Consider the following 25,306-nt stretch of genomic DNA (forward strand, 5'->3'; position numbering starts at 1 on the left):
ATTCATTTTTGCGACATTGGCTTTCATTGATTGGTCGCGAAGATTTGTGATCGACCAATGGGCTATGTACAATGACCTCCCTTTGCCCTACGCAAAAGCTGGCGTCAAGTCCTGCGCGTATGGTAAGGAGTTGAATTACAAAGCAATTCTGCCTTTTTCTGAAGGCAACCCTGGTGAGAGTTCCCCTATGAAAGCAGGTCTGTACCATCCTGATGAATTCAAGGATAACTGCGGTTTCGGCTTGATCGCCCATATGCAGGGCGAGGCGAGCCACCATCTTCTTAAAACCGCCATTGAAGCCCTGACCTGCATGACCCACCGCGGCGGCATCAATGCCGACGGCAAGACCGGCGACGGTTGTGGTCTGTTGATCCAGAAGCCCGACCTTTTCCTGCGCGCGATTGCCAAGGAAACTTTCTCGGTCGAGCTGCCTGCCCAGTACGCGGTCGGCATGGTCTTCTTCAACCAGGACCCGGCTCGCGCCGAAGCGGCTCGCGAAAACATGAATCGCGAAATCCTTGCTGCCGGCCTGCAACTGATTGGCTGGCGCAAGGTGCCAGTGGACACTAGCGTCCTCGGCCGCCTGGCCCTGGAGCGCCTGCCGCAGATCGAGCAGGTGTTCATCGGTGGTGAAGGCCTGGGCGACCAGGAAATGGCAGTCAAGCTGTTCAGCGCCCGTCGTCGCTCCTCCGTGGCCAATGCCGCGGACGCCGACCACTACATCTGCAGCTTCTCCCACAAGACCATCATCTACAAAGGCCTGATGATGCCGGCCGACCTGCAGCAGTTCTACCCGGACCTGGGTGACGAACGCCTGCAGACCGCTATCTGCGTCTTCCATCAGCGCTTCTCCACCAACACTCTGCCGAAGTGGCCGCTGGCGCAGCCCTTCCGCTTCCTCGCCCACAACGGCGAAATCAACACCATCACCGGTAACCGCAACTGGGCGGTTGCCCGTCGCACCAAGTTCGCCAACGAGCAGCTACCCGACATCGACGAGCTGGGCCCGCTGGTCAACCGCGTGGGCTCCGACTCCTCCAGCATGGACAACATGCTCGAGCTGATGGTCACCGGCGGCATCGACCTGTTCCGTGGCGTGCGCATGATCATCCCGCCGGCCTGGCAGAACATGGAAACCATGGATGCCGACCTGCGCGCCTTCTATGAATACAACTCCATGCACATGGAGCCCTGGGACGGCCCCGCCGGTGTCGTGCTCACCGATGGCCGTTATGCCGTCTGCTTGCTGGACCGCAACGGCCTGCGTCCGGCCCGTTGGGTGACCACCAAGAACGGCTATATCACCCTCGCCTCGGAAATCGGCGTGTGGGACTACAAGCCGGAAGATGTGCTCGCCAAGGGGCGTGTCGGCCCGGGCCAGATTCTTGCGGTGGACACCGAGACCGGTCAGATCCTCAACACCGAAGACATCGACAGCCGCCTGAAGTCGCGTCACCCGTACAAGCAGTGGCTTCGCCAGAGCGCTGTGCGCATCCAGGCCAAGCTGGATGACGACCACGGTGTGGCCAGCTACGACAGCGACCAGCTCAAGCAGTACATGAAGATGTTCCAGGTCACCTTCGAAGAACGTGATCAGGTACTGCGCCCGCTGGCCGAGCAAGGGCAGGAAGCGGTCGGATCCATGGGCGACGATACGCCCATGGCCGTGCTGTCCCAGCGCGTGCGTTCGCCGTTCGACTACTTCCGCCAGCAGTTCGCTCAGGTCACCAACCCCCCGATCGACCCGTTGCGCGAAGCCATCGTGATGTCCCTGGAGATCTGCCTCGGCGCCGAGCGCAACATCTTCAGCGAGTCGCCTGACCATGCCACCCGCGTGATCCTCAGCAGCCCGGTGATCTCCCCGGCCAAGTGGAGCGCGCTGATGAGCCTGGACCGTCCGGGCTTCGAGCGGCAGATCATCGACCTGAACTACGAAGAGAGTCTCGGCCTCGAAGCCGCCGTACGCAACTTCGCCGACCAGGCCGAAGAGGCTGTGCGTTCCGGCAAGTCCCTGCTGGTGTTGACCGACCGCCACATCGCCCCTGGCAAGCTGCCGGCTCACGCCTCCCTGGCTGTTGGCGCCGTGCATCATCGCCTGGTGGAGAAAGGCCTGCGGTGCGACTGCAACATCCTGGTCGAGACCGCCACTGCCCGGGACCCGCACCATTTCGCAGTGCTGGTTGGCTTCGGTGCGTCCGCGGTCTATCCGTTCCTCGCCTATGAAGTGCTGGCTGACCTGATCCGCACCGGTGAAGTGCTGGGCGATCTGTACGAGGTCTTCAAGCACTACCGCAAAGGCATCTCCAAGGGCTTGCTGAAGATCCTGTCGAAGATGGGCATCTCCACCATCGCTTCCTACCGTGGCGCACAGCTGTTCGAAGCTGTGGGTCTCTCGGAAGAAGTGGTGGACCTCAGCTTCCGTGGCGTTGCCAGCCGCATCAAAGGTGCGCGCTTCGTCGACATCGAGTCCGAGCAGAAGCTGCTGGCCTTCGAAGCCTGGAACAACCGCAAGGCCATCCAGCAAGGCGGCCTGCTGAAGTTCGTCTACGGCGGTGAGTACCACGCGTACAACCCGGACGTGGTGAACACCCTGCAAGCAGCCGTGCAGCAGGGCAACTACGAGAAGTTCAAGGAATACACCGCACTGGTGGACAGCCGTCCGGTATCGATGCTGCGCGACCTGCTCAAGGTCAAGACCATCGACCAGCCGCTGTCGTTGGACGAAATCGAGCCGCTGGAGTCCATCTTCAAGCGCTTCGATGCGGCGGGCATTTCCCTGGGCGCACTTTCCCCCGAGGCCCACGAGGCCCTGGCCGAAGCCATGAACCGCCTGGGCGGCCGCTCCAACTCCGGTGAGGGTGGTGAAGACCCGGCGCGCTACGGCACGGTGAAGAGCTCCAAGATCAAGCAGGTGGCGACCGGCCGCTTCGGCGTCACCCCGGAATACCTGGTCAACGCCGAAGTGCTGCAGATCAAGGTTGCCCAAGGCGCCAAGCCCGGTGAGGGCGGCCAGCTGCCCGGTGGCAAGGTCAACGGTCTGATTGCCCGTCTGCGCTATGCAGTGCCTGGCGTCACCCTGATCTCGCCGCCGCCGCACCACGACATCTACTCCATCGAAGACCTGGCCCAGCTGATCTATGACCTCAAGCAGGTCAACCCGCAGGCGCTGGTCTCGGTGAAGCTCGTGGCTGAAGCTGGCGTCGGCACCATCGCCGCTGGCGTGGCTAAGGCCTATGCCGACCTGATCACTATCTCCGGTTACGACGGCGGCACCGGCGCATCCCCGCTGACCTCGATCAAGTACGCCGGCAGCCCGTGGGAACTGGGTCTGGCGGAAACCCACCAGACCCTGCGCGGCAACGACCTGCGTGGCAAGGTACGTGTACAGACCGACGGCGGCCTGAAAACAGGCCTCGACGTGATCAAGGCCGCCATCCTCGGCGCCGAAAGCTTCGGCTTCGGTACCGCCCCGATGATTGCCCTGGGTTGCAAGTACCTGCGTATCTGCCACCTGAACAACTGCGCCACTGGCGTCGCCACCCAGAACGACAAGCTGCGCAAGGACCACTTCATCGGCACCGTCGAAATGGTGATGAACTTCTTCACCTACATTGCCGAAGAAACCCGTGAATGGCTGGCCAAGCTGGGCGTGCGCAGCTTGAGCGAACTGATCGGTCGTACCGACCTGCTGGAATTGCTGCCGGGTGATACCGAGAAGCAGGGCCACCTGGATCTCAGCCCGCTGCTGGGCAGCGACCATGTGCCGGCCGACAAGCCACAGTTCTGCGAAGTGGAGAAGAACCCGCCCTTCGACCCGGGCCTGTTGGCCGAGAAGATGTGGGACATTTCCAAAGCGGCCGTCGAAGGCAAGACTGGCGGCGTCTACGATCTGGACATCTGCAACTGCGACCGCTCCATTGGCGCGCGGATTTCCGGCGAGATCGCCCGTCGTCACGGCAACCAGGGCATGAAAGACGCCCCGGTGACCTTCCGCTTCCGTGGTACCGCAGGCCAGAGCTTCGGCGTGTGGAACGCCGGCGGTCTGAACCTCTACCTCGAAGGCGATGCCAACGACTATGTGGGCAAGGGCATGACCGGCGGCAAGGTCGTGATCACTCCGCCCAAAGGCAGCCCGTTCAAGAGCCAGGATTCGGCTATCGTCGGCAACACCTGCCTCTACGGCGCCACCGGCGGCAAACTATTCGCTGCGGGTACCGCAGGCGAGCGTTTCGCAGTGCGTAACTCCGGTGCCCACACCGTGGTGGAAGGCACTGGCGACCACTGCTGCGAGTACATGACCGGCGGCTTCGTCTGCGTCCTCGGCAAGACCGGCTACAACTTCGGCTCCGGTATGACCGGCGGCTTTGCCTATGTGCTCGACCAGGACAACAGCTTCGTCGACCGCGTCAACCACGAACTGGTGGAGATCCAGCGTATCAGCAACGAGTCCATGGAGGCCTACCGTAGCCACCTGCACGGCGTGCTGGTCGAGTACGTGAAGGAAACTTCCAGCGATTGGGGTGCCCATCTGCTGGAAAACCTGGACGATTACCTGCGCAAGTTCTGGCTGGTCAAGCCGAAAGCCGCGAGCCTCGCTTCGCTGCTCTCCAGCACCCGTGCCAACCCGCAATAACAACAGCGCCTGAAGTGGTTTGATGAGGTTTTTTTAATGACTGAACGTCTGAACAACGACTTCCAGTTCATCGAGGTCGGGCGCAAGGATCCGAAGAAGAAGCTTCTGCGCCAGCGCAAGAAGGAATTCGTCGAGATCTATGATCTGTTCAAGCCGCAGCAAGCGGCTGACCAGGCTCATCGCTGCCTCGGCTGCGGCAACCCGTATTGCGAGTGGAAGTGCCCGGTGCACAACTTCATTCCGAACTGGCTGAAGCTGGTATCGGAAGGCAACATCCTGGCCGCCGCCGAGCTGTCGCACCAGACCAACACCCTGCCGGAAGTCTGTGGCCGGGTGTGCCCGCAGGACCGCCTCTGTGAAGGCGCCTGCACCCTGAACGACGGCTTCGGTGCGGTGACCATCGGCTCGGTGGAGAAGTACATCACCGACACCGCCTTCGCCATGGGCTGGCGTCCGGATATGTCCAAGGTCAAGCCCACCGGCAAGCGCGTTGCCGTCATCGGTGCGGGCCCGGCTGGCCTGGGCTGCGCCGATGTCCTGGTGCGCAACGGCGTGACCCCGGTGGTCTTCGACAAGAACCCGGAGATCGGTGGTCTGCTGACCTTCGGTATCCCCGAGTTCAAGCTCGAGAAGCAGGTACTGAGCCGTCGCCGCGAAGTCTTCACCGGCATGGGAATCGAGTTCCGCCTGAACACTGAAGTGGGCAAGGACGTGACCATGGACCAGCTGCTCGAAGAGTTCGATGCAGTGTTCATGGGCATGGGCACCTACACCTACATGAAGGGCGGCTTCCCGGGCGAGGACCTGCCGGGTGTGCACGACGCGCTGGACTTCCTGATCGCCAACGTCAACCGCAACCTCGGCTTCGAGAAGTCCCCCGCGGACTTCGTCGACATGAAGGGCAAGCGCGTGGTGGTCCTGGGTGGTGGCGACACCGCGATGGACTGCAACCGCACTTCCATTCGCCAGGGCGCCAAGGCCGTTACTTGTGCCTACCGCCGTGACGAAGAGAACATGCCGGGTTCGCGCAAAGAGGTGAAGAACGCCAAGGAAGAGGGCGTGAAGTTCCTCTTCAACCGCCAGCCCATCGCGATTGTCGGTGAAGACAAGGTGGAAGGCGTGAAGGTGGTCGAGACCCGTCTTGGCGAGCCGGACGCCCGTGGCCGTCGCAGCCCCGAGCCGATCCCGGGCTCCGAGGAGATCATCCCGGCCGAAGCCGTGCTGATCGCTTTTGGTTTCCGTCCGAGCCCGGCTCCCTGGTTCGAGCAGTTCGACATCAGCCTGGACAGCCAAGGTCGCGTGGTAGCCCCTGCGCAGTCGCAATTCAAGCACCAGACCAGCAACCCGAAGATCTTCGCCGGTGGCGACATGGTCCGTGGTTCCGACCTGGTGGTGACGGCGATCTTCGAAGGACGTACCGCCGCCGAGGGCATCCTCGACTACCTCGGCGTCTAAGCCGCGCGCTCGCGACGCTTGGAAATACCGGATGGCGCGTCAATTCGTCGCGATGGACAAAAGGCACGGCACCCGCCGTGCCTTTTGCATTGGGCTCTGCGAAAATGCCCGCACTTTTTCGTTGGACACTGCCATGACCGTCTTGAAGAACGACCGTTTCCTCCGCGCCCTGCTCAAGCAGCCCGTTGATGTCACTCCCGTCTGGATGATGCGCCAGGCCGGTCGTTACCTGCCGGAATACCGTGCCACCCGCGCCAAGGCCGGTGACTTCGTCAGCCTGATGAAGAACCCCGAGCTGGCGTGCGAAGTCACCGTTCAGCCGCTGGATCGTTATCCCCAGCTGGACGCGGCGATCCTCTTCTCCGACATCCTCACCATCCCCGACGCTATGGGCCAGGGGTTGTTCTTCGAGACCGGCGAAGGTCCGCGCTTCAAGAAAGTCGTGAGCAGCCTGGCCGACATCGAAGCCCTGCCGATCCCGGACCCGGAGCAGGACCTGGGCTACGTGATGGATGCCGTCCGCAACATCCGCCGAGAACTGAACGGCCGCGTGCCGCTGATCGGCTTCTCCGGCAGCCCCTGGACACTTGCCACCTACATGGTCGAAGGCGGCTCCAGCCGTGACTTCCGCAAGTCCAAGGCGATGCTCTACGACAATCCCCAAGCCATGCACGCCCTGCTGGACAAGCTGGCCCAATCGGTGACCGTCTACCTGAACGGCCAGATCAAGGCCGGTGCCCAGGCAGTGCAGATCTTCGACTCCTGGGGCGGTAGCCTCTCGGCGGCGGCCTACCAGGAATTCTCCCTGGCCTACATGAAGAAGATCGTCGACGGGTTGATCCGCGAACACGATGGCCGTCGTGTACCGGTAATCCTCTTCACCAAGGGCGGCGGGCTCTGGCTGGAATCCATGGCCAACAGCGGAGCCGAAGTCCTGGGCCTGGACTGGACCTGCGACATCGGCAGCGCCCGCGCCCGTGTCGGCGACAAGGTCGCCCTTCAGGGCAACATGGACCCGTCCGTGCTCTACGCCAACCCGGCTGCCATCCGCGCCGAGGTGGGCCGCATCCTCGCAGCCTATGGCAAGGGCTCTGGCCACGTATTCAACCTCGGTCACGGCATCACTCCGGAAGTCGACCCGGCCCACGCCGGCGCCTTCTTCGAGGCGGTGCACGAGCTTTCGGCGCAGTACCACGCCTGACCCCGAGGCAAAAAGAAAAGGCCGCTTTCGCGGCCTTTTCTTTGGTTCTTCGCGGAGTCTGGGGGAAGAGCGAGTTGACAGTCAGGGAAGCGGGTAGATTGGCAGTCGCCAAACACACCAATCCCCACCCCCTGCTGTCGCCGTGCATCCTATTGATCTTGCCGCTTTCTGGCCAGGCTACGACGTCGTTGCCTGTCGCCAAGCCGATCCCCACACGCTGTTGATCAGCCTGGAGCCCCAAGCCGAGCGTCTGCCGGTGTGTGGCCGCTGCCACCAGCCCTGCCCGTTGATCCACGAGCGGCGCATGCGCCAGGTGCGCGAGCGTGACCTGCTGGACCAGCGGGTGCTGCTGCAATTGCCGGTGCGTCGCCTCGACTGCCTCAGCTGCGGGCGCGTGACGGAGCGGATCGACTGGCTGGCGCCGGCCTCCCGCCTGACCCAGCGCTTGCGGGTCTGGCTCGAGGGCTTGCTGCAACTGCTGCCGATCAGCCAGGTCAGCCGCCTCACCGGCCTGCACTGGCACACCCTCAAGACCCTCGACCAGCGCCGTTTGGAGGCTGAAGTAGGGGCCTTCGAGCCGGGCGACGTACGCCGCCTGGTGATGGACGAGTTTGCCCTGCACAAGGGCCATCGCTACGCCACGGTGATCATGGATGCCGAGCGCACGCGAGTGCTGTGGGTCGGCCACGGCAATAGCCGCGAGGCCATTCGCCCGTTCTTCGAGCTCCTCGGTGCGCGCTGCCAGCAGATCGAGGCGGTGGCCATGGACATGAACACCGCTTTCGACCTGGAAGTGCAGCAGCACTGCCCGCAGGCCGAAGTGGTGTACGACCTGTTCCATGTGGTGGCGCGCTACGGCCGCGAGGTGATCGACCGTATTCGGGTCGACCAGGCCAACCTCCTGCGCGAAGACAAACCGGCGCGCAAGGTGGTCAAGCAGAGCCGCTGGCTGCTGCTGCGCAATCGCGAAAACCTCAAGGACGGGCAGGCCGTGCAGTTGCAGGAACTGCTCGCGGCCAATCAGCCACTGGCCACGGTCTATGTGCTCAAGGATGCGTTAAAGGACCTCTGGTACGCCCCCAGCGTACGCGAGGGCTGGCGGCGCTGGCGAACCTGGCTGCGGCACGCCCGGGACAGCGGCCTCGCGCCGCTGCAACGCTTTGCCCGCAACCTGCGCAAATACGTCCGGGGCATCCTCGCCAGTGCTCGCTTCCCCCTGCACACCAGCGTCCTCGAGGGCGTGAACAACCGCATCAAGGTGATCAAACGCATGGCCTATGGCTTCCGGGACTCAGCCTACTTCTTCCTGAAGATCAAGGCCGCCTTCCCCGGGAAAGCGCGATGAACCTTTTCTTTTCAGTTGATCCTGATCAGTTCGTCCCGCTGGGCCTCGGGCACTTGATAGATGGTCAGCAGCGTGAGGCCGCTTACCAGCGGCTTGTCCCACAACGTTAGCACCCACGTTCAACGTGGCTTCTTCGGGAAGCTTGTACATCGCACCGGTCAACGGATCGACAATCAGCAGGCCGATCACGCCACCAAACAGGATGTTTTCCCAGTGCCAGCCGCTCAGGGACGAGTACAGCGTAATCTGCCGGGTTTCGTAGCCGTCCTTCTTGAAGGCGATGGTGTATTCGGCGCCATCGATATAGCCGGCGCCCGATTTCAGGGTCACGGTGGCGGGCGTCGTGCCGGAATGCACCACCTTGCCCGTGCTGTCCTTGACCTCGAAGCTAGCACCACCTGGGGTGCTGGAAACGGCGACGGGTAACTGCTGTCACCGACGATGCTGGCGCAGCCGGAGAGTAGGGTGGCGGACGGTACTGCTGCGGGGCACAGATTATTTTCAGAGATACGCGAGATTAGCTCCTTGTAGTTTTGGCGTGCGCTTTCCGCCGTTGCCGGACGCGGAGTTGCCGCGTGGATTTGGTGCTTTTCGCGCCGGCCCTCGCCCTTGTCATGGGCATTGCATAGAATCCGGTACTTATCTGGTTCCGGGAGGTGTGCAATGCGGCGCGTGGTTTTCAATCAGAAGGGCGGAGTGGGTAAGTCCAGCATTGCTTGCAACCTGGCAGCGGTGAGCGCTTCACAGGGGTATCGCACCCTGCTGATCGACCTGGATGCCCAGGCCAACTCCACGCACTACCTGACCGGCCTGACCGGCGACGACATCCCCATGGGTATTGCCGACTTCTTCAAGCAGACGCTGTCGGCTACTGCCTTTCGCAAGGGCAAGGTGGATATCTACGAGACGCCCTACGACAACCTCCATGTGATCACCGCCACGGCGGAACTGGCCGACCTGCAGCCCAAGCTGGAGGCCAAGCACAAGATCAATAAGCTGCGGAAGTTGCTGGAGGACCTGGATGGGGAGTACGACCGGATCTATCTGGATACCCCGCCAGCCTTGAACTTCTATACGGTTTCCGCCTTGATCGCCGCTGATCGCTGCCTGATTCCCTTTGATTGCGACAGTTTCTCCCGTAACGCGCTCTACGGGCTGCTAGCAGAAATCGAAGAGCTCAGAGACGACCACAACGAGGGGCTGGAGGTGGAAGGCATCGTGGTCAACCAGTTCCAGCCGCGTGCGTCGCTGCCCCAACAACTGCTGGATGAGCTGCTGGAGGAAGGGCTGCCGGTACTTCCGGTGAACCTGATGATGTCGGTGAAAATGCGCGAATCGCATCAGGCGTGCAAACCACTGATCTTCCTCGAACCACGGCACAAGCTGACCCAGCAGTTCGTCGAACTGCACGATCTGCTGGAAAGTTGAAGCAGGTGGAAGCGCAGGTCATCTCATTCGCCCCGGCTTGCCGGGGCGAATGTGTTATTTGACCAGCAACAGGTCGCAAGGCGGGTTTTGCAGGTAGCGCAGGGCAAGGCTGCCCAGAAGCGCCTGCGATATGAGGCTGCGCCCATGGCTGCCGAGAGCCAGCAATTGCGGGGAATGCGCTGAAATAGCTTCGTCAAGCGCTCGGGGCAGGGCTCCGCTCACTACTTCAATCGCCACGGCTGGCACCTCGTCCGAGAGTCCGGAGAGCTCGTCTTCCAGAACATTCTCCAGCAGTTCTCGCTGGGTGGCGAGGAAGTCGGCTGAACTGTTGCTTTTCGACAGAAGACGGTTGCCCAGTTCCATCACGTTGATCGCGACGAGCTGGGCGTCGCGAGGTACCAGGGTGCACCCCATACGCAGGGCGTCGCAGGCGCACAGGGAAAAATCCAGGGCCACTGCGGCGTTCTGATAGGGCCGCTCCGGTCGTTCTCCCACTACCAGCAGCAAAGGCGCGGCCAGATGACGGGCGACGCGCTCCAGCGTTGTGCCGATGAACAGTTCCGGTGCGTTGTGATGGTGCCGGCCGATCACCAGCAGGTCGGCGCCGATGTCGCCCATTTCCTCGAGGATCTGCTGGGCTGGGCGGCCCTTGCGCAGAAGCAATTGGCAGTCTTCGGCTCCAAGTCGCGCCAGATGCTCGTTGAAGTAGTGCTGGGCGGCGTCGCGCAGGTTGCTCTGCACCGCGTTGGGCAGATGGTCCTCGAGCACATGCAGCAAGGTGAGGCGTGCACCGTGTTGGCGGGCGAGCTGGATGGCGCGGTGCAGGGCGATGTCAGCTTCGTGGCTGAGGTCGTGGGCGACCAGGATGTGCTGGAACATGGTGTGGGCCTCCTGTGAAGCCCACACTCTGCGGTCTTTCGCCGTGACAGCATTTGATCCAGCGCAAGGCTGTCAATAGGCCCGCATCTGGTAGAGCCCGCGGCTCTCGGCGACGACTTCACCACCGGCGTCCAGCAATTGCAGCTCCAGCCAGTACTCCGCCTTGCCGTTTGCCTCGGCATCCCGCTGGACACGTTCGATTTCCGCTTGGTCGATTCGGGCGTCCACCGTGATGTCCCCCTTGGCCGGGCGGCGGAAGCGCAGGTTCATTTCTTTCACGATGGGGTAGAAGCGACGACTGTCGAAACTGTTGAGAAACAGGGTTCCACCGGGCACTTCGGCCAGTGTGAAAAGCGCACCTGCGTAGAGGGTGCCGATGTGGTTCTGATTGCCCTTGAATGGCATGCGCAAGCGCACGTGGCCGGGCTCCAGGAGCTCGGCTTTGAGGCCACTGCGTTTGACGAAAGCGATCTGTTCCTCGGTCAACTGGCGAACCAGTTCGATGGGCATGGACATGGCGGGCTCCGACGTGGGGACTCACAGAGCCTAGCGACCTTGACCGTCCCGGCAATGACCGGGACGGCCAGACGCATTGACCGGAGTGATCAGACGCCTTGTGCGCTGAGCCAGCCGAGCAGCTGTGCCAGAGGTAAAGCGCCGCTCTGCCGGGCGACTTCCTTGCCGTCCTTGAACAGGATCAGTGTCGGGATGGAGCGGATGTTCAATTGGCCGGCCAGATTGCGATTGGCTTCGCTGTCCAGCTTGCCCAGGCGGCAGCGGCCCTGGAGCTGGCTGGCGGCCTGCTGGTAGATGGGGGCGAAGGACTTGCAGGGGCCGCACCAGTCGGCCCAGACATCCACCAGCAGGGGCAGGTCGCCACGCAGCTGTTTGGCAAAGTCGGCTTCGTTCAGGTCGAAGGGGGTGGCGGGAAGTACGGCACTCTTGCAGTGCCCGCAGCGTGGGGAATCGCCCAGGCGGGCGGCGGGGATGCGGTTCAGCCCGGCGCATTGGGCGCAGGGAATGAGCAGGGGATCGGTCATGGTCGACTCCAGATCGGGATTGCCCCTGATCTGGAGCCGGGACCGGCAGAAATCAAGTCCTGGGCGGTTAGCTGCGGGAGGCGTCCAGGGCCTGAGTCAGGTCGGCGAGGATGTCGTCGATATGTTCGATACCGATGGACAGGCGCACCATGTCACGGCTCACTCCCGCCCGCGCCAGTTCTTCTTCGTTGAGCTGGCGGTGAGTAGTGGAGGCCGGGTGGCAGGCCAGGGACTTGGCGTCGCCGATGTTCACCAGGCGCACCACCAGGTTCAGGGCATCGATGAAGCGTGTACCGGCCTCAATGCCGCCGAGGATGCCAAAACTGAGGATGGAGGCCGGTTTGCCGCCGGTATAACGCTGCGCCAGGGCGTGTTCAGGGTGATCCGGCAGACCGGCGTACTTCACCCAGGCCACCTGCGGGTGCGCTTGCAGGAACTTGGCGACTTCGAGCGCGTTGCTGGTGTGACGCTCCATGCGCAGGGCCAGAGTCTCCAGGCCCTGGAGGATCAGGAAAGCGTTGAACGGCGACAAGGCCGCGCCCATGTTGCGCAGCGGCACAACGCGGCAGCGGCCGATGAAGGCAGCGGGACCGAAGGCTTCTGTGTAGGTGACTCCGTGGTAGGACGGGTCTGGCGTGTTGAGGAGCGGAAAACGCTCCTTGTGCCGGGCCCAGGGGAACTGTCCAGAGTCGACGACGATGCCGCCAATGCTGGTGCCATGGCCACCGATGTACTTGGTTAGCGAGTGCACCACGATGTCCGCACCATGCTCGAAGGGGCGGCAGAGGATTGGCGTGGCTACGGTGTTGTCGACGATCAGCGGCACGCCGTGGCGATGGGCCGCCTCGGCCAGGGCTGCAAGGTCGACGATGTTGCCCGCCGGGTTGCCGATGGATTCGCAGAACACCGCCTTGGTGCGCTCATCGATAAGCGCCTCCAGGGCAGCAATGTCGTCATGGGCGGCGAAGCGCACCTGGATGCCTGAGCGTGGCAGGGTGTGCGCGAAGAGGTTGTAGGTGCCGCCGTAGAGCTTGGCCACCGAGACGACATTGTCGCCGGCCTCGGCCAGGGTCTGGATGGCATAGGTGATGGCGGCCATGCCAGAGGCGACTGCCAGGGCGCCAACGCCGCCCTCCAGCGCCGCCACACGTTTTTCCAGCACGTCGTTTGTGGGATTCATGATCCGGCTGTAGATGTTGCCGGCCACCTTGAGGTCGAACAGATCTGCCCCGTGCTGGGTGTCATCGAAAGCGTAGGAGGTGGTCTGGTAGATCGGTACTGCCACGGCCTTGGTGGTCGGGTCGGGGCTGTAGCCGGCGTGGACGGCGAGGGTTTCCGGTTTCATGCAGTGCGTTCCTTCGGCAGTTAGAGGCACGCAGCATGTGAAAACACGCCGGCCCCGGTCAATCCGTCGAAAGGACTGACAGGGGCCGGAGCTAGAACATTTGCTTCTGTACTTGGATCGTTGTCGCGATCAGGACAGCGATTTGTAGATATTGAAGGCGCTGATCAGGGTGATCAGGCAGCCGACGATGATCAGTAGGGTGCGCGGCGACAGTTTCTTGCACAGCAGGGCGGCGAGGGGGGCTGCGAAGAGACCGCCGAAGACCAGGCCGGCGACCATCTTCCAGGTATCCGGTTCGCCGGCCAGGAGGATGAAGGAAGTCGCGCTGGAGATGGTCAGGAAGAACTCCGCGAAGTTCACCGAACCGATCGTGGTGCGCGGGTCGGTGCCCGAGCCGATCAGGCTGCTGGTGACCACCGGGCCCCAGCCACCACCGCCAGCGGCATCGACGAAGCCACCGAACAGGGCAAGCTTGGCCACGTGCTTGGGCGCTTTGCGCTTGGCTACATGGCGGTAGGCCTTGCTCAGGATGTACAGGCCCATCAGCAGCAGATAGGCGGAGATGAAGGGTTTGAGTGCAGCGCCATCGAACTGGGTGATCAGCACTGCGCCAAGTACGGCGCCGATGATGCCTGGCAGCAGCAGGCGCAGGAACAGGGATTTGTTGACGTTGCCCAGCTTCACATGGGAAATGCCGGACAGGCCGGTGGTGAAGACTTCGGCGATGTGCACGCTGGCGCTGGCCGCGGCGGGAGAGACGCCAGTGCTGAGCAGGAAGGTGGTGGCGGTGATGCCGTAGGCCATACCCAGGGCACCATCGATGACCTGGGCGAAGAAGCCTACGGCCACCGCGCTCCAGAAGCCCCTGCTGGTCAGGGCGTTCTCGATGATTTCGAAGCCGCTATTGCCGCCATTGTCGAAGAACAGACGCCAGGCGAGGAAACCGAGCAGGCCCGCCAGGATGAGGATCGCCGCCCACATTGCAGCCCGCAGGACCGGGTGGTCGTCGGGGTGGGAAACGAAATCTTCGACTGGCGGGATTCCCAGCGCTTCGTGTTCGGTGTTGATCGAACTCTGGCTGAGATCGAGGTCGCGAATCTTCATGCGGGCACAGCGCCTGACAGTGGGTGGTAGAACAGGCTGGAATAAGCAGGGGGCTGAAGATAATTGGCTTTGCTTAGAGAGTCTAAGAAGATTTGTGCAGGTTTATATTCCATTTTGTAAGAAGCAGGCGCTGCGATCATGCCGCGTCGGAATTGCCCGGTCTGTATCTCCCCGTTTCCTGGCAACTGTATTCCCGACTTGCGACGAGCCTGGACTAGTCTGGAGCTTTCTTGTCAGGGGAGTGGGTTTCATGCGCATGCTGGGTGTGCTGGGCGGAATGAGCTGGGAGTCCACGGTGACCTACTACCAACTGCTCAATCGCGGTGTTCGTGATCGCTTGGGCGGACTGCATTCTGCGCCGTTGCTGCTGCATTCGGTGGATTTCGCGCAGATCGCCGCGCAGCAGAAGGCGGGAGAGTGGGATGCCGCTGGCGAGGTGCTGGCGCAAGCCGCAAGGGGGCTGGAAGGGGCCGGTGCGACGGCCCTGCTGCTGGCCACCAACACCATGCACAAGGTCGCTGCGGCCGTCGAGCAGGCTGTGGATATCCCGCTGCTGCACATTGGCGATGCCGTTGGCGGGGCGCTGCGTGAGGGGGGCGTCGAGCGCGCGGCCCTGCTGGGCACCCGCTTCACCATGCAGGAAGATTTCTATCGCGAGCGCCTGGATCGTAACTTCGGCATCCAGGTGTTGGTGCCCGACGCTGAGGCGATGGTGGAAATCGACCGGGTGATCTTCCAGGAGCTCTGTGTGGGTCAGTTCCTGCCTGTTGCCCGAAGCTTCTACCTCGACCAATTGGCCCAGTTGAAGGCGCGGGGCGCGCAGGCCGCCATCCTCGGTTGTACCGAAATCGGTCTGTTGCTGGACGGCTGCGCCTCGCCACTGCCGCTGGTGGACAGCGCCGAGCGACATGTGGCGATGGGCCTGGAGTGGATGTTGGGTCGCCAGCCATGATTTGTAGGAGCCAGCTTGCTGGCGAAAAAACCGCCGTTCGCTAGCAAGCTAGCTCCTACAGGGATCGCGGCTCAGGACGAACAGCTGATCTCCAGGTGCTTGCCCCATTCCGGCGGGCGCTCAGCAAAGCGTTCCATGCCTGGTTGTTCGTCGAAGGGGCGCGAAAGCACGGCATGCAGTTGGCGCACTTCGGCGTAATCGCCCTGCTGGGCGGCCTCGATGGCACGTTGGGCCAGGTAGTTGCGTAGCACGTACTTGGGGTTCACTGCATGCATTCGTGTACGGCGCGCTTGCTGGTCGTCACCATCCTGCGCCGAGCGAGCCTGGTACTCGGCGGCCCAGGCATCGAAGCCGGCGAGGTCGACGAAGTCTTCCCGCAACCTTTTCAGCGCCTGTTCGGGCGCCTCATCTCCCAGGCGGCGGAAGAACTGGCTGTAGTCCACCGCGCTGCCCTGCATCAGTTGCAGCAGACGCTGCACCAGTGCGTCGTCCGTTTCGGCGGCGGAGGTGAAGCCCAGGCGGCGGCGCATCAGGTCCTGGTAGTGCGCCTGGTAGAGCGGCAGGAACAGGTTGAGGGTTTCCCGCAGCTGTTCAACTTCGATGTAGGGCGTCAGCGCCTGGGCCAGTGCGGCCAGGTTCCAGTGGGCGATGGGCACCTGGTTGCTGAAGCTGTAGCGACCACCGTCGTCGGAGTGGTTACAGATATGGTTGGCGTCGAAGTCGTCGAGGAAGGCGTAGGGGCCGTAGTCGAAGGTGATGCCCAGGATCGACATGTTGTCGGTGTTCATCACGCCGTGGCAGAAGCCATAGGCCTGCCAGAGGGCGATCATCTCGGCATTGCGCTCCAGCACTTCGCGGAAGAAGGCGGCCCAGGGCTGCTCCTGTTCCAGGCAGTGGGGGAAGTGGCATTCGAGGACGTGCCGGCCCAAGGCTTCAAGCTGCTCGTGTTGCCGCGTGTAGTAGAAGTACTCGAAGTGGCCGAAGCGCACATGGCTGGGCGACAGGCGCAGCAGCATTGCGCCGCTTTCGCAGGTCTCCCGGTATACAGGCGTTGAGGAACCGGTCACGCACAGCGCGCGGGTGGTGGGAATGCCCAGGGCATTGAGGTACTCACTAGCGAGAAATTCACGTATGGAGCTGCGCAGCACTGCGCGACCGTCGCCCATGCGCGAATAGGGCGTCTGCCCGGCGCCTTTGAGGTGCAGGTCCCAGTGTTCGCCCGCCTCGTTCAGGACCTCGCCCAGCAGCAGGCCGCGACCGTCGCCAAGGCGCGGGTTGTAGACGCCGAACTGATGGCCGGAATAGACCATCGCCCGTGGCTCGGCATCCGCCCAGACCTTATGCCCGGTAAAGACTTCGGCGAACACCGGATCTTCGGCTACGGTCGGGTCCAGGTCGAGCAAGGCCATTGCCGCCGGGCTGGCAACCACCAGGCGCGGCTCGGCGAGGGGTTCAGGCAGCACCTCTGTGGAGAAGGCGTCACCCAAGCGGGCGAAGCGGTTGTCGAAGTTCAGCTCGTCGAGTTTTTTCATGGGTTCAGCTTGTCATGCCGCAGTGCAGGCTGGAAGTACGCAGGCAAAGCGGATCACCTGGCCTCCGGAACCGGGGTCTTGCCCTTGATCGTCACCTCGTCGACTGCTTCCTCTGCCTCCTCGACCTGCTTCTTGCTCCGGCGAGAGAGGGTGATGTCCATCTTCGGCGTACTGGACGTGTTGATGTCATGTTCCTTGAACAGCTCGTCGATGCGTCGGTTCAGTTCATCGGTGGCCAGGCCACGGTCGCTGAGTTCACGAACGTAGATCTTCAGCTCGTGGTCCAGGGTGGACGTGCCGTAGGTCTTCAGCTGCACAGTGGGCGCCGGGTCGCGCAGCACCCGCGTGTTCTCCTGGGTGGCTTGCAGCAGCAGTTTGCGCACGAGCTCAAGGTCGAGGTCGCTACTGCGGTTGACGCTGTACTCGAGCACGATCCGGGTGACGGTGTCGGTGAGGGTCCAGTTGATCAACTGGCTGGTGAGGAAGATCTGGTTAGGCACTATCACTTCCTTGCGGTCGCTGTCGGTGATGTGCGTGGCGCGAATGCGGATTCGGTTCACCGTGCCGGTGACGGTGCCGATAGTCACCAGGTCGCCGATTCGCACCGGGCGCTCGAACAGCAGGATCAGGCCGGAAATGAAGTTGGCGAAGATTGCCTGCATGCCGAAGCCGATACCGACGGAAAGCGCGGCCACCAGCCACTGCAGCTTGTCCCAGCTGACCCCGAGGGTGGACAGCGCACTGACGAAGCCGATGCCGGCGATGGCGTAGGACAGCAGCGTAGTGGTGGCGTAGGCGCTGCCCTGGGCCAGCTTGAGTCGCGACAGCACCAGCACTTCCAGCAGGCCCGGCAGGTTTCGCGCGAGCGCCGTGGTGATGCCGGCGATGATCAGCGCGCCCAGAACGTCGAGCAGGCTGATCGGTACCAGGGTGGCGGCGTCGCCGGTACCGCTGGAGTACTGGTATAGGGTGACCTGATCAAGGTAGGCGAACACACTGATGAGGTCGGCCCAGACCAGGTACAGGCCGGTAATGAACACGCCCAGCAGTGCCAGGCGGATCAGGCGCAGCGATTGCTGGTTGACCTTCTCGATGTCGAGGGCCGGCTCTTCCACCACCACTTCCTCGCCCTCGGCGTTTTCCTTGGTTTGCGCCTGGCGCTTGGCGAGCACGCGCTGGTAAGCCAGGCGCCGCGCCGCCACGGCGAGGCCGCGAACGAAGGTGGCCTCGACCAGCAGCAGGAGGATCAGCAGGTAAAGGGTGGTGATCAGGCGGTCGGTGAGCTTGAGCGAGGTGTAGTAGTAGCCGAAGCCCACCGCGACGATGAGCGCCAGCGGCAGCAGGGTGAAGGCGACGCCGATCAGCAGGCGGAAGGGCGAGGTCTGCTCGCGCATCGGTTCGGCGAGCAGCAGGTTGCTCAGTACCAGGGTCATCAGGGCATAGCAGCTGAGGACCACGAGTACGCCGATGATGTCGTCGGCGAGGGCGGCCGGCTGGTGTTCGGCCACCGTGACTATGGCTACCAGCGCCATGACCACGCCGCCGAGGCGACGGATCTGGCTGCGCAGGAACGCGACCTGCGGGCGGTCCCAGTGGAAGTGCAGCTCGGCGACTCCGCCCGGGGCGAGGATGCGGTAGAGGGTGTAGAACACCATCCAGGCCTGACCCATCTCCATCAGGGCCGCCCCCAGGGTGGCGTTCTGGCCGCGGGCGTCGATCTGCAGGGCGAAGCCACAAAGGACGAAGAACAGGCTGACCGGCAGGGCCAACAGCACCGTGAGAAGCAGTGCCATGGGCGTGTGCAGCTGGCTGTCACGCTTGAAGTGGCCGACGTCCTGGTTGATTTCGTTGAGCTTGGCGTAGAGGTAGCGGCGCTTCCACAGCAGGCCGCCGATTACCAGCAACAGGGGCAAGAACAGCCAGGGGCGGTCCACCAGGCCTTCGCCCAGTTCGCGCACGCCCGCGCCCCAGGGCATATCGACCAGCTGGCGCTCCAGCAGGTGGGGGGCGGACTTGAGCCAGTTGAGGTCCAGCGGCTTGTTGCTGGGAATCCAGAACATCTGCTCGTCGAGGGTGTTGCGCAGGGCCTGGGACGTTTCCTGCAACTGCTTCTGGTTGAGCTGCAGGGTGATGGATTCGTTCAGCAGGTTGTTCAGCTCGCGGCTCAGACGATCGAGCAGCTCACTGCGGGTGGAAACCAGGTCGGTCAGGGTGGTGCGCAATTCCGGCGTGACCTGCTCCGGCGGCTGATCGGCGAGCAGGCTGTCGACGTAGGCCTGGGGATTGCCCAGCTTGTCGCGCTGCTGATTCAGCTCGAACTGGTAGAGGCGGATGTCGGCGATCTCATCGGCCAGGTTGGTGTCCAGGTGCAGATGGGGCAGGGCCTGCTTCTGCTGGTAGAGAATCTTGGCCAGCAGCAGGCTGCCCTTGAGCACGCTGATCTGCTCCTCCAGGGCCTGATCGGCCTGGCTGAGGTTGTCCAGTTGCTGGCGGGTCTGCAGGTTCTGCTGGGTCAGTTCATTCAGGCGGTCGGTGGAGCGCAGCAGGTAGTCGGACATCTTCAGGTTGATGGCGCTTTCCTTCGCCACCACGCTGTCCGGCGTGGCCTTGTCGGCGTCGCGGGCGAGTTCCGCCACCGTCTGCTCCGAGCTTTCCCGGCGCATCTCGTTGATCACCGACTGCAGATCCTGGGTTTCCTGTTCCAGTCGGCGGATACGCTCCATGAGCAGGTCGCGGCGGCTGTTGCCGAGATCCTGCAGCAGGCTGTTACCGGCGAGCTCCTCGCGGCGCAGTTCGGTCTGAGCGGCCAGGGCGGCAAGCTCGGCATTGAGCAGGCTGCGCTGTTCTTCGCTGATGGTCTTGCCCGCCTCCTTGCCGGACTTGAGCGTGGCGTTGATCTGCTGGGTGCGCGACTGGTTGCTGCTGATCTCGGCCTGGGCCCGCTCCGGGCGGGTTTGGGAGGTGATGATCAGGCTGTTGGCTTCGGTCAGCGATTTCTGCAGCTCGGCGAGCTCGCTGCTGCGACTGTCCAGCAGCTTTTCCAGCTGCCCGAGTTCGGACTTGCCGTAGCGCTCCTTCACCGGTACCGGCGGACTGGTCTTCAGGCGTGCGAGTTCACGTTGGGATTCGCCGACAAGACGGGGAGCGCTCTCCAGTTGGCGCTTGAGGGCGGCGAGGGCCTGCTCGCTCTCCTGCTTGCTGGAGATGAAGGACTGGGTCTGCTCCTCGATCGAGGGCTTGGCCACGGTTTCGGCGCCAGCGGTCTTGCTCTCGGCAGGCGCGGCGGCCGGCTTGGGCAAGCCGGGGGTGGCAGGGGTGGCGGCTTGCAGGTAGGCCGGCGTCAGGCAGACGCCCAGCAGGGCGGCAGCGAAAAAGGTGCGCAAGGAAGCAATCATCGCGATCGGGCAGCTCGGGTTCGAATGCGGCTAATGATATGCCACGACGGCCTTTGCGGGGCTGCCGGGCACGAGCGGTTGTGATCCGGGGCGCGTATTGGCGAACCCCATGGTTTCCATGGCGGGGGCCTAGACCTGAAAGTGCCGTCCTTGAGGGTTTCCCTAGAGGAATAGCCCCGGTCGGCTCTGACCTTCGGGGAATTTGACGCCTACTTTGCGCACCTTGTTCCCTTCCATCAGAGCAACGGTCCAGGTCAGGCCGTTCCACTCCACCTGGTCGCCAACCACCGGCTCGCCGCCGATTTCATGGGCGATGAAACGACCAAGAGGCTGCTGGCCGTCCTGTTCGCCGAGCTTGAGGCCGTAGAGCGAAGCCACTGCGGATAGCTGTGCGTCGCCTTCCAGGACGAAGTCGCCGAAGAAACGCAGGTCCAGACCCCGCTGTGGTGCCTGGCTGAACAGCTTGCCCAGCGCTGAAAGGTCATGCTCATGGCCGACTACGCAGAGGATGTCGCCGGCTTCCAGGGTGGTACTGCCCGAGGGGTGCAGCAGTTCCTTGCCGCGGAAGAGTGCAGCGATGCGTGTGCCTTCAGGCATCTTCAGTTCGCGCAGGGCGGCGCCAATGCACCACTTCTCGGCTCCCAGACGGTAGACGAACAGCTCCCACTCACTGGTGGGGTGTACTTCCAGGCCGGCCCGGGAAATGGGCGCAGGCTCAGGCGGCACGGTCACGCGCAGGAGTTTGGCCGCCCAGGGCAGGCTGGTGCCTTGCAGCACCAGCGAGACCAGCACGATGAAGAAGGCAACGTTGAAGAAGAGCTGGGCATTGGGAAGCCCGGCCATCAGCGGGAATACCGCCAGAATGATGGGCACCGCGCCACGCAGACCGACCCAGGCGATGAAGGCCTTCTCGCGGTCATGGAAGGCGCGGAACGGCGCCAGACCAAGGAAGATCGACAGCGGCCGGGCGATCACGATCATCCACAGGGCCAGGCCCAGGGCCGGCAGGATGATCGGGAAGAGTTCGTGGGGTGTCACCAGCAGGCCCAGCACAAGGAACATGCCGATTTGTGCCAGCCAGGTCAGGCCATCGAGAATATGCAGGATGCCGTGGCGCGAACGGATGGGCCGGTTGCCGAGGAACAGGCCGAACAGGTACACCGCGAGGATGCCGCTGCCATGCACGGCGTTGGTCAGGGCGAACACCAGCAGGCCGCCCGCAACCACCAGCAGGGGGTAGAGGCCGTTGGCCAGGGTCAGGCGGTTGATCATTTGCAGCATCAACCAGCCGCCGGCGAAGCCCATCACGGTGCCGACACCGAACTGCTGGATGATGTGAACGACGAAGGTCCAGCTGAAGCCACTCTGGCCGGTTGCGAGCATCTCGATCATGGTTACCGTGAGGAACACGGCCATGGGGTCGTTGCTGCCGGACTCGATTTCCAGGGTGGCACTGACGCGCTCGTTGAGGCCGCGCCCACCGAGCAGGCTGAAGACCGCCGCGGCGTCAGTAGAGCCGACGATGGCGCCGATCAGCAGACCTTCCAGGGTACTCAGGTTGAACAGCCAGGCGGCCGCGACGCCGGTCAGCCCGGCGGTTACCAGCACACCGACCGTGGCCAGGGACAGCGAGGGCCAGAGTGCCACCCGGAAGGTGGCCGCGCGGGTCCGCATGCCGCCGTCGAGCAGGATGATCGCCAACGCCAGGTTGCCGACCAGATAGGCCTGGGAATAGTTGTTGAAGACGATACCGCCGGGGCCGTCGCTGCCGGCGAGCATGCCAACCACGAGGAACACCACCAGGATGGGGACGCCGAAGCGAGATCCGAAGGCGCTGACCAGAATGCTCATGCCTACCAGCACCGCGCCGATCAGGAACAGGCTATTGACGGTGGTGGCATCCACTGGCGGCTCCTTGCAAATGGGGGGATGGAAAAACGGCATGCAGGGGCGCATGCCGAGGAATTCTAACCTGCCGGTGGCAAGGCCCTGCAAGATTTCATGCAGGGTTCTTGCCAGCGTCGGGAAGCCCTTGGGCAGGAGAAGTGGGTCGAGGTTCCCCGGAAGCGAGGCAAGCGTCCGAGAAGAGTGCGTTAGCGGAGTTGCGACGGCAGGAATTCCGATCCGTCTTGCACGGCCGTTTGCGATGTTTTGCTACGCGCAATAAAAAAGCCCCGCATGTGCGCGGGGCATGAAGAACCCTGGAAAAAGGGCTAGAACCAGTTGTCCTGCATCGCCAGGCAAGTGTCGTCGCGGGCTTCCAGCAGGGCCAGTTCATGATGGCAGCTGGGTACTTCCCAAGTGAGGAAGTAGCGCGCGGCTTGCAGCTTGCCCTGGTAGAAGTCGATGTCTGCCGCGTTGCCTCGGGCCAGGCCCTGTTCGGCGCGGATCGCCTGTTCGAGCCAGCGCCAGCCAATCACGGTGTGACCGAAGACCTTCAGGTACAGCGCCGAGTTGGCCAGCGCCTGGTTGACCTTGCCCTGCATCAGGTCGCCAAGCAGCGCCAGGGTGACGTTGGACAGGCGCGCCAGCAGGTGTTCCAGCGGCTGGCGCAGGGCGTTCAACGACTCGTATTCGGCGGCACGTTCGCAGCAGCCCTGGATCATTCGGGTCAGTTGCTTGAGGCCGGCGCCTTTGTTCTGTGCCAGTTTGCGGCCCAGCAGGTCGAGGGACTGGATGCCGTGGGTGCCTTCGTGGATCGGGTTCAGGCGGTTGTCGCGGTAGTACTGCTCAACGGGATACTCGCGGGTGTAGCCGTGGCCGCCGAGGATCTGGATAGCCAGTTCGTTGGCCTTGAGGCAGAACTCCGAAGGCCAGGACTTGACGATCGGAGTGAGCAGGTCGAGCAGCTCGTGAGCCTGCTGGCGTTCCTCTTCGGTGGCCAGGGTCTGGGTGTCGTCGAACAGGCGCGCGGAGTACAGGCCGAGATCGAAGGCGCCTTCCACGTAGGCCTTCTGGGTCAGCAGCATGCGGCGCACATCGGCGTGCTGGATGATCGACACCTGGGGCGAGGTCGGGTCCTTGCCGTCCGGCAGGCGACCCTGGGGACGTTCGCGGGCGTACTCCAGGGAGTAGAGGTAGCCGGCGTAGCCGAGCATCACCGCGCCCATGCCGACGCCAATGCGTGCTTCGTTCATCATCTGGAACATGTAGGACAGGCCGGCGTGGGGTTTGCCTACCAGGTAGCCGACACAATCGCCGTTATCGCCGAAGTTCAATGCAGTTGATGTGGTGCCACGATAGCCCATCTTGTGGAACAGGCCGGCCAGGATCACATCGTTGCGCTTGCCAAGGGAGCCATCATCGTTGACCAGGAACTTGGGCACGATGAACAGCGAGATGCCCTTCACGCCGGGCGGTGCGTCCGGCAGCTTGGCCAGCACCATGTGGACGATGTTTTCCGACAGCGGGTGGTCGCCGCCCGAGATGAATATCTTGTTGCCCTTGATGCGGTAGGTGCCATCTGCGGCAGGCTCCGCGCGAGTGCGGATATCCGACAGCGACGAGCCGGCGTGCGGTTCGGTCAGGGCCATGGTGCCGAAGAAGCGGCCGTCGATCATTGGCTGCAGGAAGCGCTGCTTCTGCTCATCGCTGCCGAAGCTTTCGATCAGATTGGCCGCCCCCATCGTCAGGAAGGGGTAGGCCGAGCTGCCGACGTTGGCCGCCTGGAAATGGGCGAAGCAGGCCTGGGACAGCAGTGTGGGCAGCTGCATGCCGCCCTGTTCGAAGCTACGCGTGGCGTTGAGGAAGCCGGCCTCGAGGAAGGCGTCTACCGCAGGTTTTACTTCCGGGATGAGAGTGGCGGCGCCGTCGACGTACTCCGGCTCCTGTTCGTCGCCCTTGCGGTTGTGCGGGGCGAAGAATTTCTCGGCGATGCTGCGGGCGGTGCCCAGGGCGGCGTCGAAGGTTTCGCGATTGTGATCGGCGAACCGCTCGCGCTGGGTCAGGGCTTCGGCGTCCAGGACTTCGTAGAGTTCGAAGGCCAGGTTGCGGGAACTGAGCAGGGTCTCGGACATGGTGGCTCTCCGGTGGAATCAGCCGAGTCTAGGTCGGTGAATGAAAGGCGCCTAGCAACATCCATGAGCGTGATAAAGGGGGTGAAGCCGTGATTGGGCGCTGGCTGGTAGAATGCGCGCCTTGCGAGGATTCCCCATGAACTACCGTCATGCCTTTCACGCCGGCAACCATGCCGACGTGCTCAAACACTTCACCCTGGCCCGTCTGATCGCGCTGCTGTCGCGCAAGGAGGCTCCCTTCGCCGTCCTCGATAGCCACGCCGGCGTTGGTCTCTATGACCTCCTGGGCGACCAGGCCAGTCGCACCGATGAATGGCGCGAAGGCATCGGTCGTATCTGGGATTTGCCCGACCTGCCCGCGCCCATGGCTGATTACCTGCGGGTGATCCATGAGCTGAACCCGGACGGTAGTCTGCGCTACTACCCGGGCTCTCCGGAGCTAGCGCGGCGCCTGACCCGACCCCAGGACCGCCTGCAACTGAACGAGAAACATCCGGTAGACGGCCAGCTGCTGAAGGACAACATGGCAGGCGACCGTCGGGTCGCCGTGCACCTGGGCGAGGGCTGGCACCTGGCGCGGGCACTGCTGCCGGTGCCGGAAAAGCGCGCGCTGATGCTGATCGATCCGCCGTTCGAACAGGCGGATGAGCTGGAACGCTGCGTCACGGCGCTCAAGGAAGCCATTGGCCGCATGCGTCAGACCGTGGTTGCCATCTGGTATCCGATCAAGGACCAGCGCCAGCTCCGGCGCTTCTATCAGGGGCTGCAGGCCAGCGGCGCGCCCAAGCTGCTGCGCGTGGAGCTGCGGGTGCACGCGACCGACACTGCAGACTCCGGATTGAATGGTTCCGGGCTGGCCATCGCCAACCCGCCGTGGGGCATCGAGGACGAGCTGCGCCAGACCCTGCCGTGGCTCGCGGAACACCTGGCGCAGAGCAAGGGCGGCTGGCAGCTGGATTGGTTGATCGAAGAGTGAATGTG

17 protein-coding genes are annotated in these 25,306 nt (G+C 63.2%); 7 read left to right on the forward strand and 10 right to left on the reverse strand.

The features are described 5' to 3' along the window. Positions 1-187 precede the first annotated feature (187 nt). The 4 genes from gltB to D6Z43_RS22125 all read left to right on the forward strand — a co-directional run bounded on the left by gltB (position 188) and on the right by D6Z43_RS22125 (position 8,634). Complete coding sequence (gene gltB / locus D6Z43_RS22105; RefSeq protein WP_120654173.1) at positions 188-4,633, forward strand: glutamate synthase large subunit; 4,446 nt, start codon at positions 188-190, stop codon at positions 4,631-4,633. Positions 4,634-4,669: 36 nt separating this feature from the next. Then, entirely contained in the window at positions 4,670-6,088 is a 1,419-nt protein-coding gene (locus D6Z43_RS22110; protein ID WP_120654174.1) for an FAD-dependent oxidoreductase, read from the forward strand. Positions 6,089-6,221: 133 nt separating this feature from the next. Next, the gene (hemE, locus tag D6Z43_RS22115) at positions 6,222-7,289 is read left to right on the forward strand and encodes a uroporphyrinogen decarboxylase (RefSeq protein ID WP_120655331.1); all 1,068 of its coding nucleotides are present in this window, start codon (positions 6,222-6,224) and stop codon (positions 7,287-7,289) included. 142 nt (positions 7,290-7,431) lie between these two features. Then, positions 7,432-8,634 (forward strand): ISL3 family transposase, encoded by a 1,203-nt coding sequence (locus D6Z43_RS22125; RefSeq protein WP_120654111.1) that lies wholly within the window; start codon positions 7,432-7,434, stop codon positions 8,632-8,634. Here D6Z43_RS22125 and D6Z43_RS28120 read toward each other — a convergent pair. After that, positions 8,581-8,964 carry a hypothetical protein gene (locus D6Z43_RS28120; RefSeq protein ID WP_178083606.1) on the reverse strand — a complete coding sequence of 128 codons (384 nt, stop codon included), beginning with the start codon at positions 8,962-8,964 and terminating at the stop codon, positions 8,581-8,583. The two genes, D6Z43_RS22125 and D6Z43_RS28120, sit on opposite strands and share 54 nt — an antisense overlap. Positions 8,965-9,297: 333 nt before the next feature. Here D6Z43_RS28120 and D6Z43_RS22135 point away from each other — a divergent pair, with 333 nt between their 5' ends. Continuing rightward, a complete protein-coding gene (locus D6Z43_RS22135; RefSeq protein ID WP_120654175.1) occupies positions 9,298-10,062 on the forward strand; it encodes a ParA family protein in 765 nt (254 codons plus the stop codon). A gap of 54 nt (positions 10,063-10,116) precedes the next feature. Here D6Z43_RS22135 and D6Z43_RS22140 read toward each other — a convergent pair whose 3' ends face one another. The 5 genes from D6Z43_RS22140 to D6Z43_RS22160 all read right to left on the reverse strand — a co-directional run bounded on the left by D6Z43_RS22140 (position 10,117) and on the right by D6Z43_RS22160 (position 14,430). Further along, positions 10,117-10,941, reverse strand: a complete 825-nt coding sequence (locus tag D6Z43_RS22140) for a universal stress protein (RefSeq protein WP_120654176.1) — start codon at positions 10,939-10,941, stop codon at positions 10,117-10,119. 72 nt (positions 10,942-11,013) lie between these two features. Continuing rightward, positions 11,014-11,457: a YiiD C-terminal domain-containing protein gene (locus D6Z43_RS22145; protein ID WP_120654177.1), complete on the reverse strand. Its 444-nt coding sequence runs from the start codon at positions 11,455-11,457 to the stop codon at positions 11,014-11,016. 89 nt (positions 11,458-11,546) lie between these two features. Beyond that, a complete protein-coding gene (gene trxC, locus D6Z43_RS22150) occupies positions 11,547-11,981 on the reverse strand; it encodes a thioredoxin TrxC (RefSeq protein WP_120654178.1) in 435 nt (144 codons plus the stop codon). Between the two features lie 67 nt (positions 11,982-12,048). Beyond that, on the reverse strand, positions 12,049-13,326 hold the full coding sequence (locus D6Z43_RS22155; RefSeq protein ID WP_120654179.1) for a bifunctional O-acetylhomoserine aminocarboxypropyltransferase/cysteine synthase: 1,278 nt from the start codon (positions 13,324-13,326) through the stop codon (positions 12,049-12,051). Positions 13,327-13,455: 129 nt separating this feature from the next. Continuing rightward, complete coding sequence (locus D6Z43_RS22160; RefSeq protein ID WP_120654180.1) at positions 13,456-14,430, reverse strand: sulfite exporter TauE/SafE family protein; 975 nt, start codon at positions 14,428-14,430, stop codon at positions 13,456-13,458. Between the two features lie 250 nt (positions 14,431-14,680). Between D6Z43_RS22160 and D6Z43_RS22165 the strand changes: the two genes are divergently transcribed. Then, positions 14,681-15,382, forward strand: coding sequence for an aspartate/glutamate racemase family protein (locus D6Z43_RS22165; RefSeq protein ID WP_162945866.1), 702 nt, complete (start codon positions 14,681-14,683; stop codon positions 15,380-15,382). A 71-nt stretch (positions 15,383-15,453) separates the two neighbouring features. Here D6Z43_RS22165 and selO read toward each other — a convergent pair whose 3' ends face one another. The 4 genes from selO to D6Z43_RS22185 all read right to left on the reverse strand — a co-directional run bounded on the left by selO (position 15,454) and on the right by D6Z43_RS22185 (position 24,325). Further along, positions 15,454-16,914 (reverse strand): protein adenylyltransferase SelO, encoded by a 1,461-nt coding sequence (gene selO, locus D6Z43_RS22170; RefSeq protein ID WP_120654181.1) that lies wholly within the window; start codon positions 16,912-16,914, stop codon positions 15,454-15,456. A gap of 53 nt (positions 16,915-16,967) precedes the next feature. After that, on the reverse strand, positions 16,968-20,309 hold the full coding sequence (mscK, locus tag D6Z43_RS22175; RefSeq protein ID WP_120654182.1) for a mechanosensitive channel MscK: 3,342 nt from the start codon (positions 20,307-20,309) through the stop codon (positions 16,968-16,970). Positions 20,310-20,471: 162 nt separating this feature from the next. Next, the gene (locus D6Z43_RS22180; RefSeq protein ID WP_218569227.1) at positions 20,472-22,214 is read right to left on the reverse strand and encodes a potassium/proton antiporter; all 1,743 of its coding nucleotides are present in this window, start codon (positions 22,212-22,214) and stop codon (positions 20,472-20,474) included. Positions 22,215-22,522: 308 nt separating this feature from the next. After that, positions 22,523-24,325 carry an acyl-CoA dehydrogenase gene (locus tag D6Z43_RS22185; RefSeq protein ID WP_120654184.1) on the reverse strand — a complete coding sequence of 601 codons (1,803 nt, stop codon included), beginning with the start codon at positions 24,323-24,325 and terminating at the stop codon, positions 22,523-22,525. 136 nt (positions 24,326-24,461) lie between these two features. Between D6Z43_RS22185 and D6Z43_RS22190 the strand changes: the two genes are divergently transcribed. Then, positions 24,462-25,301, forward strand: coding sequence for a 23S rRNA (adenine(2030)-N(6))-methyltransferase RlmJ (locus D6Z43_RS22190; RefSeq protein ID WP_120654185.1), 840 nt, complete (start codon positions 24,462-24,464; stop codon positions 25,299-25,301). The last annotated feature ends 5 nt before the right edge of the window (positions 25,302-25,306 follow it).

It is taken from the genome of Pseudomonas sp. DY-1, assembly GCF_003626975.1.
Lineage (GTDB): Bacteria > Pseudomonadota > Gammaproteobacteria > Pseudomonadales > Pseudomonadaceae > Metapseudomonas.